The organism is Microvirga sp. 2MCAF35 (assembly GCF_052115545.1).
Taxonomy (GTDB): domain Bacteria; phylum Pseudomonadota; class Alphaproteobacteria; order Rhizobiales; family Beijerinckiaceae; genus Microvirga.
In genome coordinates this window covers 1-15471 of sequence record NZ_JBFRGW010000001.1, presented here as the reverse complement: position 1 = coordinate 15471, position 15471 = coordinate 1, and the positions used below count along the sequence as shown (strand labels likewise).

Genomic DNA, 15471 nt, shown 5'->3' with positions numbered 1-15471 from the left:
ATCACCTCCTTTCGCTGTTGACGGGAAACCCCCATATGGGGTGAGAAGAGACCAGCAAAAGGGCGGGGCGCTGCGGCGTTCTGTCCCCACCGTCGTTCCCAGAGATTTTTTGACCGCCATGACCGATCTTCCGGCCCCCGTGGGCCGCCGCCGCACCTTTGCGATCATCTCCCACCCGGACGCGGGTAAGACCACGCTGACCGAAAAGCTCCTGCTGTTCGGAGGCGCGATCCAACTCGCCGGCGAGGTGAAGGCGAAGAAGAACCGCGTCTCCACCCGGTCCGACTGGATGGGCATCGAGAAGGAGCGCGGCATCTCGGTCGTGACCTCGGTGATGACCTTCGAGTATGGCGGATGCGTCTTCAACCTGCTCGACACGCCGGGCCACGAGGACTTCTCGGAGGATACCTACCGGACGCTGACGGCGGTGGATTCCGCCATCATGGTGATCGACGCCGCGAAGGGCATCGAGGCGCGCACGCGCAAGCTCTTCGAGGTGTGCCGCATGCGCGACATCCCCATCGTGACCTTCATCAACAAGATGGACCGCGAGGCGCGCAGCCCCTTCGACCTGCTCGACGAGATCGAGAAGACGCTGGCGCTGGACACCGCGCCCGTCACCTGGCCGATCAGCCAGGGCAAGAGCTTCGCCGGCACCTTCGACCTGCGCCGCAACTTGGTCCGGCGCATCGATACGGACGAGGAGCCGACGGAGGTGTCGGGCCCGACCGACGACAAGGTGTTGAACCTGCTGCCGCCGGAGGAGACGGATGCGTGGCAGGAGGAGGTCATGCTGGCCCAGGAGGCCTGCAAGCCCTTCGATCTGCAGGCCTTCCGCGAAGGCCATCTCACGCCCGTGTTCTTCGGCTCGGCGCTGCGCAATTTCGGCGTACGCGATCTCATCGACGCGCTGGCTGCTTACGCGCCGCCGCCGCGCGGCCAGGAAGCCGACAAGCGCCTCGTCGAAGCGGGCGAGCCCAAGATGTCGGGCTTCGTGTTCAAGATCCAGGCCAACATGGATCCGAACCACCGCGACCGCATCGCCTTCATGCGCATCTGCTCAGGCAAGCTCCAGCGCGGCATGAAGGTGAAGCTGGTTCGCACGGGCAAGCCCATGAGCCTGAACTCGCCGCAATTCTTCTTCGCCCAGGATCGCGCCATCGCGGACGAGGCCTGGGCCGGCGACGTGGTTGGCATCCCGAACCACGGGACCTTGCGCATCGGCGATACGCTCACCGAAGGCGAGGATATCGTGTTCCGCGGCGTGCCGAGCTTCGCGCCGGAAATCCTGCGCCGCATCAAGCTGCAGGACGCCATGAAGGCGAAGAAGCTGCGCGAAGCCTTGCAGCAGATGGCGGAAGAAGGCGTCGTGCAGCTCTTCGTGCCGCAGGACGGCTCCGGCGCCATCGTCGGCGTGGTCGGCGCACTGCAGCTCGACGTGCTCAAGGAACGGCTCGCGGCCGAATACGGCCTGCCGATCGATTACGAGCCGACACGCTTCTCCATCTGCCGCTGGATCACGGCGGACGATCCGCGGGAACTCGACAAGTTCATCGAGAGCCATCTGTCGTCCATGGCGCGGGATCTCGACGACGCGCCGGTCTTCATGGCGCCGAACATGTTCAACCTTCAATACGAGGTCGATCGCTACAAGGCGATCCGGTTCTCGGACGTGAAGGACTACCAGAAGAAGGCGGCTTAAAGCATTGCACGCAAAAGCGGGAACCGGTTTTGCGTGCAAAGATGCGTCAAGCCTAAAATCTACAGCATCGGACGTGCGTTCGAATTCACGTCCGATGCTTTGAAACCACCTTCTCCATCGACACGGCTCATTGAGACAAATGCGTGATGGGAATGTGTAGTTCGACGCGCAAACCCTCGCGCTGCCAGTCGTAAGAGATCTCGCCTTCCAGCTGATCCGTCACGCTCTTGCGCGCCAGTTGCGAACCGAAGCCCTTTGAGGCGGGCGGGCCCTCGATGCACGGGCCGCCCTTCTCCTGCCAGACCAGGAATGTCGTGTCGCCTTCCTGCCAGCAGGCGATGATGAGGTATCCATCGCTGACCGAGAGCGCTCCGTATTTGGAAGCATTCGTTGCAAGTTCATGCAGGACGAGCGTCAGGCTGGTGGCCGATCGTGCGCCGACCGTGATCGGCGCGCATTCCATCAGGATCCTGCCGGGCAGGCTGAGATCCCTGTGCGGCGCCAGGATCGTCTCGATGATCGCGGCAATCGTGGTTTCGCCCTCATGCGGGTGTTCTTCCGCGAGAGCTGGGCGAATGAGCTCATGAGCCCTCGCCAGGGCCTGCAAGCGCCCATGCAGCGCTGTCGCCATCTCTTCGGGTGATGCCGCAGTCCTCGCCGTCATGCTCACCATGGCATTCGCCATGGCGAAGAGGTTCTTCACCCGATGGTCGAGTTCCTTTGCGAGAAGGCGGCGCGCCTCCTCATTCGTGCGGCGCTCGGTGATGTCCAGGATCGTGCCGAGCAGGCGTGCGGCTTGCAGCCTGCCGTTCACGGTCTCATACAGCATCCGGCCCCTGCTGCTGATCCAGCGCAAATCTCCATCGGGGCGAACGATCCGGTATTCGATCTGCAGCTTTCCCATCGAGGCAGGGTCCGTGAGGGAGCTGACCTTGGCGACAACCCAGTCCCGGTCGTCGGGATGAAGGGACGAAACCCAGAGTTCGTGGGTGAGCGGTTCCTCTGCGGAGATGCCGAAGATTTCCCTCTGGCGATCCGACCAGTAGATCATGCCGGTCTCGGCAATCCATTCCCACAGGCCGAGTTCGGTCGCCTCGACGGCAAGGGCGAGCCGCTTGCTGTTGATGATCCCCTCTTGAGTCTGCCGGTCTGCTTCGAGCGTGGCACTCACCCGTAGGGTGACGTCGACGCCGAGCGACAAAACACCACTGATGCGATCATCCGCATCCCGCACGGGCAGAAAGGTAATGTCCCAGAACGTCGTCTCCTGGGTCGCGCCGGGGCCGCAAAGCACGTTGGTGATTTGGACCGGTTGCCCGGTCTCGAGCACGGATTGCCGTGGGCCCTGCGTCTGGTCCGTGTATCGGCTACCCAGGGCCTCTCGAAGAGTTTTGCCGATGAGATTGCCCGAGAGCGCGAGAGCGGATCGGAAAATCCTGTTGGCAAAGGCGTAGTGGTGCTCGGGTCCGACGGTCACGCAAATGGCAAGCGGGACGTTCTCCAGAAGGCTCGACAAAAACTCGTGGCTGAGTTTTTTCGCTTCGGGTTGGAAGCGAATCTCGTCGAGGCCATGCGCCCAGGTTCGGAAGGAGCTCACGCCTTGCCCTCTCCGTCATCTGCGGTCATGCAGTGACTGAAGGGCTTAAATTCTAGGAGTCTTCCAAGATAAGGTAACTCTATGTTTAGAGAGGATTTACGCCGCCAGCTTGCGTTCGGCGTAGCGCTCCTGCACCTGTCCGATATCCTCGATGCTCGGCAGGCTCGCCTCGTTGCCGAGATGCTGGATCGCATGGGCCGACGCCGCGCGGGCGAAGATGAAGTGCTCGCGCCAGGGCAGGTCGGGGCGGGCCATGGCGGAATAGACATAGGCGCCATGGAAGATGTCGCCCGCGCCGTTGGTGTCCACCACCGCCTCGCCGGGAACGTTCAGGGCCGGCAGGACGCTCTCCTGGCCGGTCTCGTCGTACCAGACGAGGCCACGTTCGCCCAAGGTCACGCCGCCGATCTTGCAGTCGCGGCTCTTGAGGTAGTCCAGCATCCCGGACGGGCTGAGATCCATCTGTTCGCAGAGACGTTCGGCCACGATGGCCACATCGATGAATTCGAGGAGCTCATGGGTGTTGGAGCGCAGGCCGCCGCCGTCGAGCGAGGTGAGGATGCCGGATTCGCGGCAGATCTTGGCGTAGTGCATGGCGGCGTCCGCCTGGTGGCCGTCGAGGTGCAGGGCCTTGCAGCCCTGGAGGTTCAGCGGCGGCACCGGATGCAGGTAATGGTCGTCGCGGCAACGGACGATGGCGCGCTTGCCGCCCCGGGGCATGATGAAGGACAGGGACGATTCGTGGACCTTCCGGTGGTGGACCGAGATGCCGTACTTCGCCGCCATGTCGATGAACATCCGGCCGAGCCAGTCATCGGCGATGGAGGTCAGCAGGTCGGGCGCGATTCCGAGCTTGGCGCACGCGAAGGCGGCCGTGACCGCATTGCCGCCGAATGAGATCGCATAATCCCGCGCCACGGTTTTCTCGTCCCCCGTCGGAAGCTCGTCCGCCAGGAAGGTCACGTCGATATAGGTCTGGCCCACGAAGAGAGCATGCATCGCTGAAATCGTCTCGGATCTGGATACGATGCCGGAAGTCTTGGACGAGCAGGGCCGATTAGGCAAGCTCTTCCGGGCTAGTGGGCTGGGCGAGGCAGGCTTGCGTGACGGACTGTAAAGGGGTGAGAGGCTCGCCCTTCCTTGTCATCACCGGCCTTGTGCCGGTGATCTCGATTGGAGAAACGCGACGCTTTTCCTTATCGGGATGGCCAGCACAAGGCCGGCCATGACGGCAGAGGGTGTTATTCCTTAAAGAATAAAGCGAAAGGGGGCAGCCCTTAACAGCCATCACACCTTGTTGAGCGTGGCCGCCAGCCGGGCCGCCGTGAGCGCCGCGTCCAGGTCGGTGGCGATGAACTCGACTGGGGCCACCAGCTGCTTCCGGAAGGCGTCGGACAGGACCGGGTGGAGGCGCGCCGAGCCGCCCACCAGGGCCACGGGCCGGGGGCCGAGGCGCTTGATCAGCGCATTGGCGAGACGGGCCAATTCCTCGCCCGCATCTTTCAGGATCGCCAGGGCGGTCCCGTCGCCGGCCTGGGCCGCTTCGCCCACGGCGCGGGCGAGGGAGCCGATCTTGCCGCGGTCGCCGCCATAGACGAAGGATCGGACGATGTTCCAGTCCTGGCCGCCGAGCGCCTTGGCGAGGCAGGTGCCGAGAACGGTCGTCCACCCCGCTCCGGGGCTTTCCTCCTCGGCGCGCAGCACGGCCTTGAGGGCCTCGCGGGCGATCCAGAAGCCTGAGCCGCCGTCGTCGATCAGGTTGCCGCGCCCGCCGACCCGGATGACCTCCTTGTTGTCCGACAGGTAATAGCCGATGGAGCCGGTGCCGCTATAGACCAGGATGCCTTCGCCGAGGGCGAAATAGGACAGGTAGGCGATCCACATGTCCTCCGCGACGAAGACCTTGTCGGGCGCGAGCTCGAAGGTTTCCGCGAACAGGGCCCGCATGGTGGCCTCGGCGGGGGTGTCGCGGGTCAGCCCCGTGATGCCCGCGATGATGCCGAGAGGGCGGCCCTGCTTCATCACCGCCTGGGCCATGTCGAGGACGATCTGCCGGGCGCGCTCTTCGGCGGCGGCGGAGAAGAGGTGGCCGGTCAGGGGAGCGACGGAGCCTTGAGCCATGCATTGCCCGCTCATATCCGCCAGCCGCCAGCGCGTAGCGGTACCGCCCGCGTCGATGCCAAGCCCCAGCCCCATGACCCGTCGCCTCTTGTTTCAGCCGGCTGACCGGCCGGCCCTTATGCAGTCCTGGTGAAGTCTGCCAGGGCTTTGCGCAGATTGCCACCGTTTCGCTCGAGCGCGCCGCGCGCTTCAGCCGGGCTTGCCCCGAGCGCGATGAGAACGGCGGTCTTCAGGTCGCCGTCCGATTGCCGGATCGCCTCGATGGCGGTGGCGTCGTCGCAATCGGTGATCTGCGCGACCATGATCTCGCTGCGCCGCCGCAGCTTGGCGTTCGTCGCGCGCATGTTGACCATGAGGCCGCGATAGACCCGGTCCATCCGGACCATGATCAGGGTGGACAGGAGGTTGAGGATGATCTTCTGGGCCGTGCCCGCCTTCATGCGGGTCGAGCCGGCGACCACCTCCTCGCCCGTATCGGCGAGAATCGGGTGCGAGCAGGCATCCAGAAGGGGCGTGTCGGGATTGTTGGAGATGCCGATGGTCTGCGCGCCGCGCGAAGCGGCTTCCTTCAGGGCCGCGATGGTGAAGGGCGTGCGGCCGCTGGCCGCGACGCCGATCACCACATCGTCCGGGCCGATATTGTTGTTGCGGATTCCCGCGATGCCTTCCTCGACCGAATCCTCGGCGTTTTCGACCGCCTGCATGATGGCGCCCGTGCCGCCGGCGATGAGATAGACCACCCGGTCGTCGGGCCAGTTGAAGGTCGGGGGCAGCTCCGTTCCGTCCTGGACGCCGATGCGGCCCGAGGTGCCGGCCCCCGCATAGACGAGACGCCCGCCCCGACGCAGGCGCTTCACCGCCTCTTCCGCCGCGGCCGCGATGGCCGGGAGGGAGGGCCGGACGGCGGCCACCGCCGCGAGCTGGCCTTCGTAGAAAGCCGAAAGGACGTCGAGGCTCGGCCAGGTATCGAGATCCTGGTAGCGGGTGCTGAAATGTTCTGTCGCCATTGTGCCAACTTTCTTCCAGACCAATATAGGACCAGTTGACGAATCTTCACAACGGCCCGCGCGGACCCGGATAGGGGCAGCGATCAACTTTTTGTCGGCATCCTTAAAGCCGCGAGTTCCCATCAAATAACGCGATCACCTGCTCGCCCGTTGCACGGCGCAATTGCAGGATCCCGCTGTCCTTGTGACGGCTCGGATGGACGCGGTTGGTGAGCAGCGACCAAGCGAGGCCGCGCTCGAAATCGAGCCATAGACCGGTGCCTGTGAAGCCCGTGTGACCGATACTGTCGGGCGAACAGGAATCGCCGCCATGCCAGCCGGGATGGAAGCCCTCCCAACCGATGGTGCGCTTCTCTGATTCGCGTGTACGGATGGCCTTGATGGATTCGGGCGAAAGGGCGGAGCCGTCGAGAAGTGAATGGGCGAAATCGAGCAAGCCGTCGATGGTGCCGAACAGGCCCGCATGGCCCGAGGCGCCGCCGAGAGCGAAGGCATTCTCGTCATGCACCTCACCGCGAACGACACGCCCGCGCCACGTATCCTTCTCGGTCGCGGCGCAAAGCTTCGGGTCGGGCCGGAACGAGAACCGTTCCGGCAAGGGTTGATCGATGAGCGCCTGTCCGGTGATGCGCTCGATGGCGATCCCGAGCAGCATGAAATTGATGTCGGAATAGACGGGAGGCCCGCTTTGCCAGATGCGCTGCAGGATGAAGGCGCGCAGGGTGTTCGGGTCCTGGCCGTAGGTGTAGAGCGGTTCGACGGCCGGCAGATGCGTCTGGTGCGCGAGACATTGGCGGAAGGTGAGCCGCCGCTCCGCCGCGTTCATGTCGTATTGGCGCAGATCCGGGATGACCGTCACGAGAGGATCATCGAGCGAAATCCGGCCCGCTTCCACCAATTGCAGAATGCGTGTCGTCGTGAAGATCACTTTGGTCAGGGAGGCGAGGTCGAACCATGTTCCACGGGAAACATTTTCGCGTTCCGGCTCGATCTGCGCGTATCCTGCCCATTGCATGGCCCGCTCGCCTTCGGCCGTAACGATGCCGAGCACGGCGCCGGGAATCCTGCCGTCGCGAACGGAGGCGGCAGCGGGCGCGAAAGCCCGTTCGATCAGGGTCGTCAGGGACATGGCCGGTTCACGCTGCCCGATTCAGTTCACCGCCGGGCATCGGATGCGGCACGCCAGTCGTCGTGGGAAGGCTGAGCGGCAGGCCGAGTGTGGAGCGTACTGCCAGATAGCCGAAGGCCTGCGCCTCGAGGAAATCGCCGTCCCAGCCCACGGCCTCGACCGGATCGACGGGCACGCCCAGTTCCGCGTGCAGGCACGTCATGAAATGCGCATTGCGCCGCCCGCCGCCGGTGACGAGCCAGCGCTGCGGCGCACACGGAACGTGGCGCAGGGAGGCGATGACGGACTGGATCGTGAACTCCGCCAAGGTCGCGGCGCCATCCGCATCGGACAGGGTTTCCACGCCCTTCGCGCGGGCATGGAAATCCTGACGGTCGAGGGATTTCGGGGCAGGGCGGTCGAAGAAGGGATTGAGCATGAACTCCATGACGAGCTTCGCATCCGCCTTGCCGGAGGCCGCGAGCTGCCCGTTCTCGTCGAAGCTCAGGCCCCGGCGGCGCAGGATGAAATCGTCGAGCAGAGCGCTCGCCGGGCCGGTGTCGAAGGCGATCACCGTATCGCGGTCGATATAGGTCACGTTCCCGACGCCGCCGAGGTTGAGGATCATGAGAGGTTGCGCAAGTTCGCTCGCCAGGGCCCAGTGATAGAGCGGCACGAACGGCGCGCCTTCGCCGCCCGAGGCCACGTCCGCATGGCGGAAGCGATACACGGTGTCGATGCCGAGCGCCGCCGCCACCCGATCGCCGAGGCCGAGCTGCCGCGTGAAGCGGACCTCCGGCCGGTGGTAGACAGTCTGGCCGTGGAAGCCGATCAGGCTTACGTCGCCGGCGGGAACGCCGGCTTCCGTCATGAAGCGCCGGATCGCCGCGATATGCGCGTCCGTCACCGCCCGTTCGAGATCCTCCAGCGGCTCGCTCTGCGCCCGCTCCGGCTGCGCAATGAGCGCCTGGAGGGTTTTTCTCAGATCCTCCGGATAGGAGAAGGTCCGCCCCGGCCCCGGATTCACGACGGTGTCGCCGTCCGTCTCCACGATGGACACGTCGATGCCGTCCATGGACGTGCCGCTGATCACGCCGATGGCTTTGACGAGGGGACGTTGCGACATCTGATGCTCCGAAGTGGTTCGATCTTGCGGCAAAACCATAGCACAGGCGCTGAACTGGTCCAGAGTGGTATGAGATTGGACCATGACAGGCTCCCGCCGATGGCCTATAAATCCCCGGCGGCTTCCAAGGGAGAAAAGACGCATGGTCAGGTCAGCACTGCGCAGCGCAATCGGTGCAGGTTTCATGGTGGCGGCGATGGCCTCCGCCTCGGCTCAGGTTCTGGAGATCGGAGCGGATAACGGCCCCACGGGCCTCGATCCGCATCTCATCACGGCTTTTCCGAGCTTCATGGTGGTGAACGGCAACATCTACGAGGGCCTCACGGCCGTCGACAAGGACCTGAAGATCGTCCCGGGTCTGGCCGAATCCTGGACCGCCGCGCCGGACGGCAAGGGCTATACCTTCAAGCTGCGCCAGGGCGTGAAATTCCATGACGGCTCCGCCATGGAGGCCAAGGACGTGGTCGCTTCGCTCAACCGCGTGCTGAGCAAGGACATCGCCTCGCCGCTCGCGAGCCGCCTCTCGGCGATTGAGAGCGCCAACGCGGTCGATCCCACGACTGTGGAGCTGAAGCTGAAGGAGCCGTCAGCCGCGCTCCTGAGCTCGCTCGCCACCATCGCTATCGTGCCGGGCAGCATGGAGGCGAACAAGGACGCCCTGCAGAAGGCGCCCGTCGGCACCGGCCCGTTCAAGTTCCAGGAATGGCAGCCCAACGGCTTCATCCTTCTCACGAAGAACGAGGCCTATTGGGACAAGGGCATGCCGAAGCTCGCAGGCCTCAAGTTCAACATCGTGCCCGAATCGGCGACCCGCCAGGTCGGCCTGACCAACGGCCAATACGCGCTCCTGCCCAACATCGACGCGGCCACGGCCCTGCAGCTCAAGGGCAAGCCGAACGTGAAGCTCTCCGAGACCATGGATCTCGCCTACACGCTCATCGGCATGAACGTGTCGAAGCCGCCCTTCGACAATCCGAAGGTGCGCGAGGCCGTGAACTACGCCATCAACCGCCAGGAAATCGTCGACGCGGCCCTCTTCGGCGCCGGCGTCCCCGGCGGCCCGCTGTCGCCGGCCCTGAAGAACTGGGCGCTCGATGTGAGCAAGTTCGCCTGCTACAAGCCGGACCCTGCGAAGGCGCAGGCGCTGTTGAAGGAAGCGGGCGTCGCCACGCCGGTTTCCGTCACCATGAAGGTCCTGCCGCGCCAGGACATTAAGGACATCGCCCAGGTGGTGCAGGAGCAGCTGAACAAGGCGGGCTTCAAGGTCGAGCTCGTGAACCAGGAGCAGGGCCAGTTCATCCAGGATTGGCGCAACAGCAACTTCGACCTGTTCGCCTCGATTAATGCCGGCCAGCCCGATCCGGACGATTACTTCTATCGCACGTTCCGCACGGGCGGCTCGACCAACGTGTTCAAGTATTCGGACGCTGAGATCGACGGGCTGCTCGACCAGGCGCGCACCCTGCAGGATCAGGCCGCGCGCAAAGCCGCCTACGACAAGGTGCAGCAGAAGCTCGCCTGCTCGGGCCCGGTGGCGCACCTGACCTACGGCACCCTGTTCTCGGCCATGAACAGCAAGCTGCAGGGCTTCGAGACGATGCCGAACCGCTCGCTCCTGGTGCTGCGCAACGCATCCTACTGATCCATCCGCCATCATCCCGGCGCCGCCTGCGCGGCGCCGGGATCTTTGTTTGAAGAGAGCCCGTCCGTATGAACCGCGTCCTGCTCGCACGCCTCATCGATCTCGTCATCGTTCTCTTCGGTGTGTCGATCATCGTGTTCCTGATGATCCGGATGATCCCCGGCGATGCGGTGGCGATCATGCTCGGCGCGAACACGGAGATCACCCCCGAGCGCATGGCGGAGCTCAACCGCCGTGTCGGGCTCGACCGTCCGATCATCGAGCAATACCTGCTCTGGGCCGGTTCGGCGCTTCGTGGCGATTTCGGCACCTCGCTCTGGACGGGCCGACCGGTTTCGACCGAAATCCTCCTGCACCTGTGGCCGACGCTGGAGCTCACCTTCCTGTCGCTCCTCGTTGGGGCGGTTCTCGCCGTGCCGGTCGGCTGCCTGATGGCGCAGACGCGCGGCGGCGCGGCCGATGTGGCCATGCGGGTTTCCGCCATCGCGGGCCTGACGATCCCGTCCTTCTGGCTCGGCATTGTGCTGATCCTGCTTCTCTCCAGCTGGGCGCCGGGCTTCGCTTCGCTCGGCTACGTGCCCTTCTCGGAAGATCCCGTCGGCAATCTCCAGCGCATGGTGCTGCCCGCCTTCGCCCTGGCGCTGCCGATCCTCGCCAATCTCTCGCGCCTCGTGCGCTCGGCCATGCTCGACGCGTTGGGGCAGGATTATGTGCGCACGGCCCGGGCCAAGGGGCTGCCGGAGCGGCGCGTCGTCTACAAGCACGCCCTGCGGAATGCGCTGATCCCGTTTCTCACCAGCGTCGGCATCATGACCGGCTATCTGCTCGGCGGCGCCATCGTGGTCGAGCAGGTCTTCGCCATTCCGGGACTCGGCCGCCTGATCCTCGGCGCCATCGCCGAGCGCAATTATCCGTTGATCCAGGCCACCATCCTGGTGGTGACGGCAGGCTTCGTGTTCGTGAACTTTCTCGTCGACTTCCTCTACATCGTGGTCGACCCGCGCGTGAGGGCCTGAGTCGTGAAGCAACTGGCCAAGAACAAGCTTCTCGCCTTCGCCGTCATCCTGGTGGCGCTCCAGCTCATCCTCGCCATCGGGGCGCCGCTCTTTGCGCCCTACGACCCCATGGCGCAAAGCGTCGCACGGCGCCTGCGCCCGCCATCCTGGCTCAACTGGTTCGGCACGGATCAGCTCGGACGGGACGTGCTGACGCGCATCCTCTACGGCTATCGCACGTCGCTCATCGCATGCCTCATCGCAGTCGGCATAGCGCTGCTGGTCGGTGGTGCGCTCGGCCTCGTTGCCGCCTATTACCGCGGCTGGCTCGACCGCGTCATCATGCGCATCATGGACGTGCTCTTCGCCTTCCCTGTGATGCTGCTCGCCATCGGCATCATCGCCGTCCTCGGGCCCCACACCTACAGCGCGGCCGCGGCCATCGCGGTCGTCTATACGCCGATCTTCGCCCGTCTCCTGCGCGGACCGGCGCTCGTCCTGTGCGAAAGCGAATACGTGGCGGGCGCGAAGGCCATCGGCGCCTCGGACGCGCGCATCATCTTCCTGCACATCCTGCCGAATCTCGCTTCGGTCATCCTGGTGCAGACGAGCCTGCTGCTCTCCGCCGCCATCCTGGTCGAAGCCTCGCTCTCGTTCCTCGGCCTCGGCACGCAACCGCCGACGCCGTCGCTGGGCCTGATGCTGTCTGAAGGCCGCAACTTCCTCATGCTCTCGCCGTGGAGCGCGATCTTCGCCGGTTTCGCTATCCTGTTCCTGTCCTTCGGGTTCAATCTCCTGGGCGATGCCTTGCGCGACACGCTCGATCCGCGCCTGCGGGGCCAATCTTGATCGTGCGCTCCGCCGAGGCCGAAGACATTCCGGCCCTGGCGGCCATCGCCGAGCGATCCTATCGGTCAGCCTTCGCGGATATCCTGGAGCAGGACGTGCTCGCGGGTCGGGACGCCGCATACTTTGCCGAGCGGTTCACCGCCTCATGGCAGCGCATGCTGGTCGCGCTCTCGAGCGGCAGTCCGATAGGCTTCCTGCTCATGACCGATGGACATATCGACATGCTGTTCATGGATCCCGATGCGAGCGGCAAAGGCGGCGGTGCGCTCCTGCTCCGCGAGGCCGAAGCGCAAGGTGCGAAGAGCCTGGAATGCTTTCACGACAATCACGCAGCGCGCCGGTTCTACGAGCGGCATGGCTGGCGGATCGGACGGGAGTACGAACGTGAGTTCGCAGGGCGATGCCGCCACTTCGTGCTTTATGCCAAAGACTGAAGGCTCGGCCGGCGCGGCCTTGCCTTGGTTATAAGGTTCTCGACCGGAATTCGGATGCCTCCAAGCCAACCATTTCAAAAGTTTACCTGCCAATCCGGCAAGCATCCAACAGGGCTGATCCACTGTCAGGCTGACGCGGTCCATTTCACGACCCGAAGTTGCCGCCTAGAATACGGACGATAGGCCGATTGATGAAAGAATAGATCTTCTTGGAGGTCGGACATAAGTAGCTTCTAACATGGCTGGTTCAAGAATCGAAGGCCTGGAGAACGACCTAATAGTAAGTGTATAAAGTGTTAGCCAATTTTATATAGATCTATGTTAAATTATTCTCTCTGAGCATTTGTTATTTTCACCTTTTCGCCATCTTTGAAGGCAAAATCGATTAAACTAGATAAATTTCCTGCGTTACCAAAGTCTGTGGAGAGAACTCATGTTCCCACATATTTTGTTAGACAGAATAATGGTCGATCCAGTGGCGACCTTAAAGTCCAGCCTGATAGTCGGTCATCTGATCGGCTTGGTTTTTGGGCTGGGAACGGCAACATTGCTCGATATCTTCATATTCAGATTCGTTCTTCCGTATAAGATCAGCAAAGATCACTACGACATTATTCTTCTGTTTTCGAGAATCGTTGCCTTTGGCTTGCTGCTTCTTTGGATAACCGGGTTGGGATTCCTCGTCTTCTACAGCTATTTTGACCCCGTCAAGCTGTCGAACCAGAAGGTTTGGGCCAAGCTTGTCGTTGTGGGCGTCCTTACCCTGAATGGAGTTTTCATCCACCGAACCGTTTTGCCGCTGATTCATGATCACATCGGGCGTCCGATGTTCGATGGCTTAAGCCCAAGCCAGCGCTTCCTGCTGCTCACATCCGGTGCAATCTCCGGAACGTCTTGGTATGTGCCGTTCGTCCTTGGCGCATTCCCTCAATTCAACTTCCTGCCGGCGCTGCCGCTCGTGCTGATCTATATGGTCGTTTTGGCGGCTACGATTGCGACGACGCAAATCTTTGCACGGGCGGTCACGCCTTCCGAGCCCGCGCTGATGTCCTCTCGCGTGGAGGATGCAGCCGGAAAGCCGTTGGCTGCCCTTTCCGGAGGTAATCCTGCCGTACTCACTTCACAGATTTAGCATCCTCGGAGTCGATTGTTCGCGTGATAAAGCTACTTCCACTGGCGTGGAATCAGCTCTCATCTTTGCTGAGCTGCATTTCCGAAGACCAACCGGGTCTACTCCGCCGAAAATGCTTTCGATGCGATGGCGAAAATCGCTGGCAGCCGGGTCGGATATTGCAAGAACCAAACCGCTTTAAAGTGAGATAACCCGCCCCGTCCTCACCGCTTCGTCGGCGGCCAGCACGATACGGAGCGACCGGACGGCATCGTTCATATGATCAGTCAGATCCAGGTCCTCCTGGATCGCCCGCAGGAGGAAGCGCTGCTCGCGCTCGCACAGGGCGTCATGGTCCGGCTCATCCGTGGTGCTGATGCGCTCGTCCGCCTTCGCGAAAGTTCCATCGTCCTTCAAAGCCGCGTGATGCAGCAGGATCTGGTTGGTCTTGGTGTGGGCGTTGATATCGTCCGAGCGGATCTCGCCGACCGTTTCGGCCATGACGATGCTCACGCTTCCCTTCGGCCCGATCACGTCCTTCACGAAATAGGCCGTCTCGCTCATCATCGGGCCCCATCCGGCCTCGTACCAGCCAACCGAGCCGTCATCGAAGGTCACATGGAGATGGCCGTAATTGTACATGCCGTCCGGCATGTCCCCCGTCAGGCGCGTGCCGACGCCGTGGACCTGCACGGGCTTCGCCTTCGTGATCTGGCACATCACGTCGACGTAATGTACGCCGCAATCGACGATGGGCGAGAGGGATTGCAGCAGGCGCTTGTGCGCGTCCCAGGCGGCGCCGCTCGATTGCTGATTGAGGTTCATGCGAAACACGTGGGGCGCTCCGAGCGTCCTGGCGATCTCGATGAATTTGATCCACGACGGATGGTGACGAAGGATATAGCCGATCACGAGCTTTCGCCCGGTGCGCATCGCCGTCTCGACCACGCGCTCCGCATCCGCCACATTGTCGGCGAGAGGCTTCTCCACGAAGACATGCGCACCCGCTTCCATGGCGCGTATGGCGTAGGGCGCATGCGTGTCGGACCAGGTGTTGATCGACACCACGTCCGGCCTCGTGGCCTCAAGAGCCTGCTCGAAATCGGAAAAGCGCGGAGCATCTCCCAAGGCGGCCGGAAGCTCCATGTTGTCGATGTTGCGCGTGCAGAGCCCCGCAATCTCGTAGCCGTCGATCCGGCTATAGGCGAGGGCATGGGACAATCCCATGTTCCCGAGCCCGACCACGAGAACCTTTTGTGCGCTCATGAAAAACCCCGTTCAGTTGCTGTTGCCCCCGATCCAAGTGTGGCGCACGTGCAGGCTTTCGTCGAGGAGGACGAGGTCGGCGCGGTAGCCGGGGGCGATGCGGCCGCGTTCGTGATCGAGTTTGAGGAACCGGGCCGGGACCAGGGAGGCCATGCGCAGCACGGCCGGCAGGCCGAGCCCGAGCCGGTGCACCGCATTGCGCACGGCGCTCGCCATGTCGAGATCCGAGCCCGCCAGCGTGCCGTCGTCCGTGGTGAGCCGGCCGTCCCGGCGGTGGATCCTGCGCCCGTGCAGGGCGAAGCCGGCGAGATCCGTGCCGGTCACCGCCATGGCGTCGGTCACCAGCATCATCCGCTCCGGGCCCTTGGCCGCAATCGCGATCCGCAGCGCCGCATCGCTCACATGGTGCCCGTCGACGATCAGGCCGCACCAGGTCTCCGGGCTGTCGAGCGCCGCCCCCACCGGGCCCGGATCGCGCCCGGCCAGCGGCGGCATCGCGTTGTAGAGATGCGT

At 63.6% G+C, this 15471-nt stretch carries 14 protein-coding genes; 6 read left to right on the top strand and 8 right to left on the bottom strand.

Annotated elements, in window-relative coordinates:
* Positions 1–118 precede the first annotated feature (118 nt).
* Complete coding sequence (locus tag AB4097_RS00070; protein WP_442036002.1) at positions 119–1702, top strand: peptide chain release factor 3; 1584 nt, start codon at positions 119–121, stop codon at positions 1700–1702.
* Between the two features lie 127 nt (positions 1703–1829).
* Here the strand turns inward: AB4097_RS00070 and AB4097_RS00065 are convergent, their stop codons facing one another.
* The 6 genes from AB4097_RS00065 to AB4097_RS00040 form a co-directional block, all read right to left on the bottom strand.
* Complete coding sequence (locus AB4097_RS00065; protein ID WP_442036000.1) at positions 1830–3299, bottom strand: HWE histidine kinase domain-containing protein; 1470 nt, start codon at positions 3297–3299, stop codon at positions 1830–1832.
* A gap of 96 nt (positions 3300–3395) precedes the next feature.
* Entirely contained in the window at positions 3396–4298 is a 903-nt protein-coding gene (locus AB4097_RS00060; protein WP_442035998.1) for a sugar kinase, read from the bottom strand.
* Positions 4299–4586: 288 nt separating this feature from the next.
* On the bottom strand, positions 4587–5495 hold the full coding sequence (locus AB4097_RS00055; RefSeq protein WP_442035996.1) for an N-acetylglucosamine kinase: 909 nt from the start codon (positions 5493–5495) through the stop codon (positions 4587–4589).
* Between the two features lie 41 nt (positions 5496–5536).
* Positions 5537–6427 carry an N-acetylmuramic acid 6-phosphate etherase gene (locus tag AB4097_RS00050; RefSeq protein ID WP_442035994.1) on the bottom strand — a complete coding sequence of 297 codons (891 nt, stop codon included), beginning with the start codon at positions 6425–6427 and terminating at the stop codon, positions 5537–5539.
* A gap of 103 nt (positions 6428–6530) precedes the next feature.
* Positions 6531–7556: a serine hydrolase domain-containing protein gene (locus tag AB4097_RS00045; RefSeq protein WP_442035992.1), complete on the bottom strand. Its 1026-nt coding sequence runs from the start codon at positions 7554–7556 to the stop codon at positions 6531–6533.
* Between the two features lie 7 nt (positions 7557–7563).
* Positions 7564–8661, bottom strand: coding sequence for an anhydro-N-acetylmuramic acid kinase (locus AB4097_RS00040; protein ID WP_442035990.1), 1098 nt, complete (start codon positions 8659–8661; stop codon positions 7564–7566).
* A 142-nt stretch (positions 8662–8803) separates the two neighbouring features.
* Between AB4097_RS00040 and AB4097_RS00035 the strand changes: the two genes are divergently transcribed.
* The 5 genes from AB4097_RS00035 (at position 8804) to AB4097_RS00015 (ending at position 13713) form a co-directional block, all read left to right on the top strand.
* Positions 8804–10303 carry an ABC transporter substrate-binding protein gene (locus tag AB4097_RS00035; protein ID WP_442035988.1) on the top strand — a complete coding sequence of 500 codons (1500 nt, stop codon included), beginning with the start codon at positions 8804–8806 and terminating at the stop codon, positions 10301–10303.
* Between the two features lie 68 nt (positions 10304–10371).
* Positions 10372–11319 (top strand): ABC transporter permease, encoded by a 948-nt coding sequence (locus AB4097_RS00030; protein WP_442035986.1) that lies wholly within the window; start codon positions 10372–10374, stop codon positions 11317–11319.
* Between the two features lie 3 nt (positions 11320–11322).
* Positions 11323–12147: an ABC transporter permease gene (locus AB4097_RS00025; RefSeq protein WP_442035984.1), complete on the top strand. Its 825-nt coding sequence runs from the start codon at positions 11323–11325 to the stop codon at positions 12145–12147.
* 2 nt (positions 12148–12149) lie between these two features.
* Positions 12150–12581 carry a GNAT family N-acetyltransferase gene (locus AB4097_RS00020; RefSeq protein WP_442036380.1) on the top strand — a complete coding sequence of 144 codons (432 nt, stop codon included), beginning with the start codon at positions 12150–12152 and terminating at the stop codon, positions 12579–12581.
* 433 nt (positions 12582–13014) lie between these two features.
* Positions 13015–13713: a hypothetical protein gene (locus AB4097_RS00015; protein WP_442035982.1), complete on the top strand. Its 699-nt coding sequence runs from the start codon at positions 13015–13017 to the stop codon at positions 13711–13713.
* A gap of 177 nt (positions 13714–13890) precedes the next feature.
* Here AB4097_RS00015 and AB4097_RS00010 read toward each other — a convergent pair whose 3' ends face one another.
* Positions 13891–14958, bottom strand: coding sequence for a Gfo/Idh/MocA family oxidoreductase (locus tag AB4097_RS00010; RefSeq protein ID WP_442035980.1), 1068 nt, complete (start codon positions 14956–14958; stop codon positions 13891–13893).
* A gap of 12 nt (positions 14959–14970) precedes the next feature.
* Positions 14971–15471 (bottom strand): amidohydrolase family protein (locus AB4097_RS00005; RefSeq protein ID WP_442035978.1); only part of this gene is annotated, 501 nt, incomplete at its 5' end.

What these genes read in the sequence shown, in the direction of transcription:
- AB4097_RS00070 (WP_442036002.1), top strand. Translation starts at nt 119, where the DNA reads ATGACCGATCTTCCGGCCCCCGTGGGCCGCCGCCGCACCTTTGCGATC.
- AB4097_RS00060 (WP_442035998.1), bottom strand. Translation starts at nt 4,298, where the DNA reads ATGCATGCTCTCTTCGTGGGCCAGACCTATATCGACGTGACCTTCCTG.
- AB4097_RS00055 (WP_442035996.1), bottom strand. Translation starts at nt 5,495, where the DNA reads ATGGGGCTGGGGCTTGGCATCGACGCGGGCGGTACCGCTACGCGCTGG.
- AB4097_RS00050 (WP_442035994.1), bottom strand. Translation starts at nt 6,427, where the DNA reads ATGGCGACAGAACATTTCAGCACCCGCTACCAGGATCTCGATACCTGG.
- AB4097_RS00045 (WP_442035992.1), bottom strand. Translation starts at nt 7,556, where the DNA reads ATGTCCCTGACGACCCTGATCGAACGGGCTTTCGCGCCCGCTGCCGCC.
- AB4097_RS00040 (WP_442035990.1), bottom strand. Translation starts at nt 8,661, where the DNA reads ATGTCGCAACGTCCCCTCGTCAAAGCCATCGGCGTGATCAGCGGCACG.
- AB4097_RS00035 (WP_442035988.1), top strand. Translation starts at nt 8,804, where the DNA reads ATGGTCAGGTCAGCACTGCGCAGCGCAATCGGTGCAGGTTTCATGGTG.
- AB4097_RS00030 (WP_442035986.1), top strand. Translation starts at nt 10,372, where the DNA reads ATGAACCGCGTCCTGCTCGCACGCCTCATCGATCTCGTCATCGTTCTC.
- AB4097_RS00015 (WP_442035982.1), top strand. Translation starts at nt 13,015, where the DNA reads ATGTTCCCACATATTTTGTTAGACAGAATAATGGTCGATCCAGTGGCG.
- AB4097_RS00010 (WP_442035980.1), bottom strand. Translation starts at nt 14,958, where the DNA reads ATGAGCGCACAAAAGGTTCTCGTGGTCGGGCTCGGGAACATGGGATTG.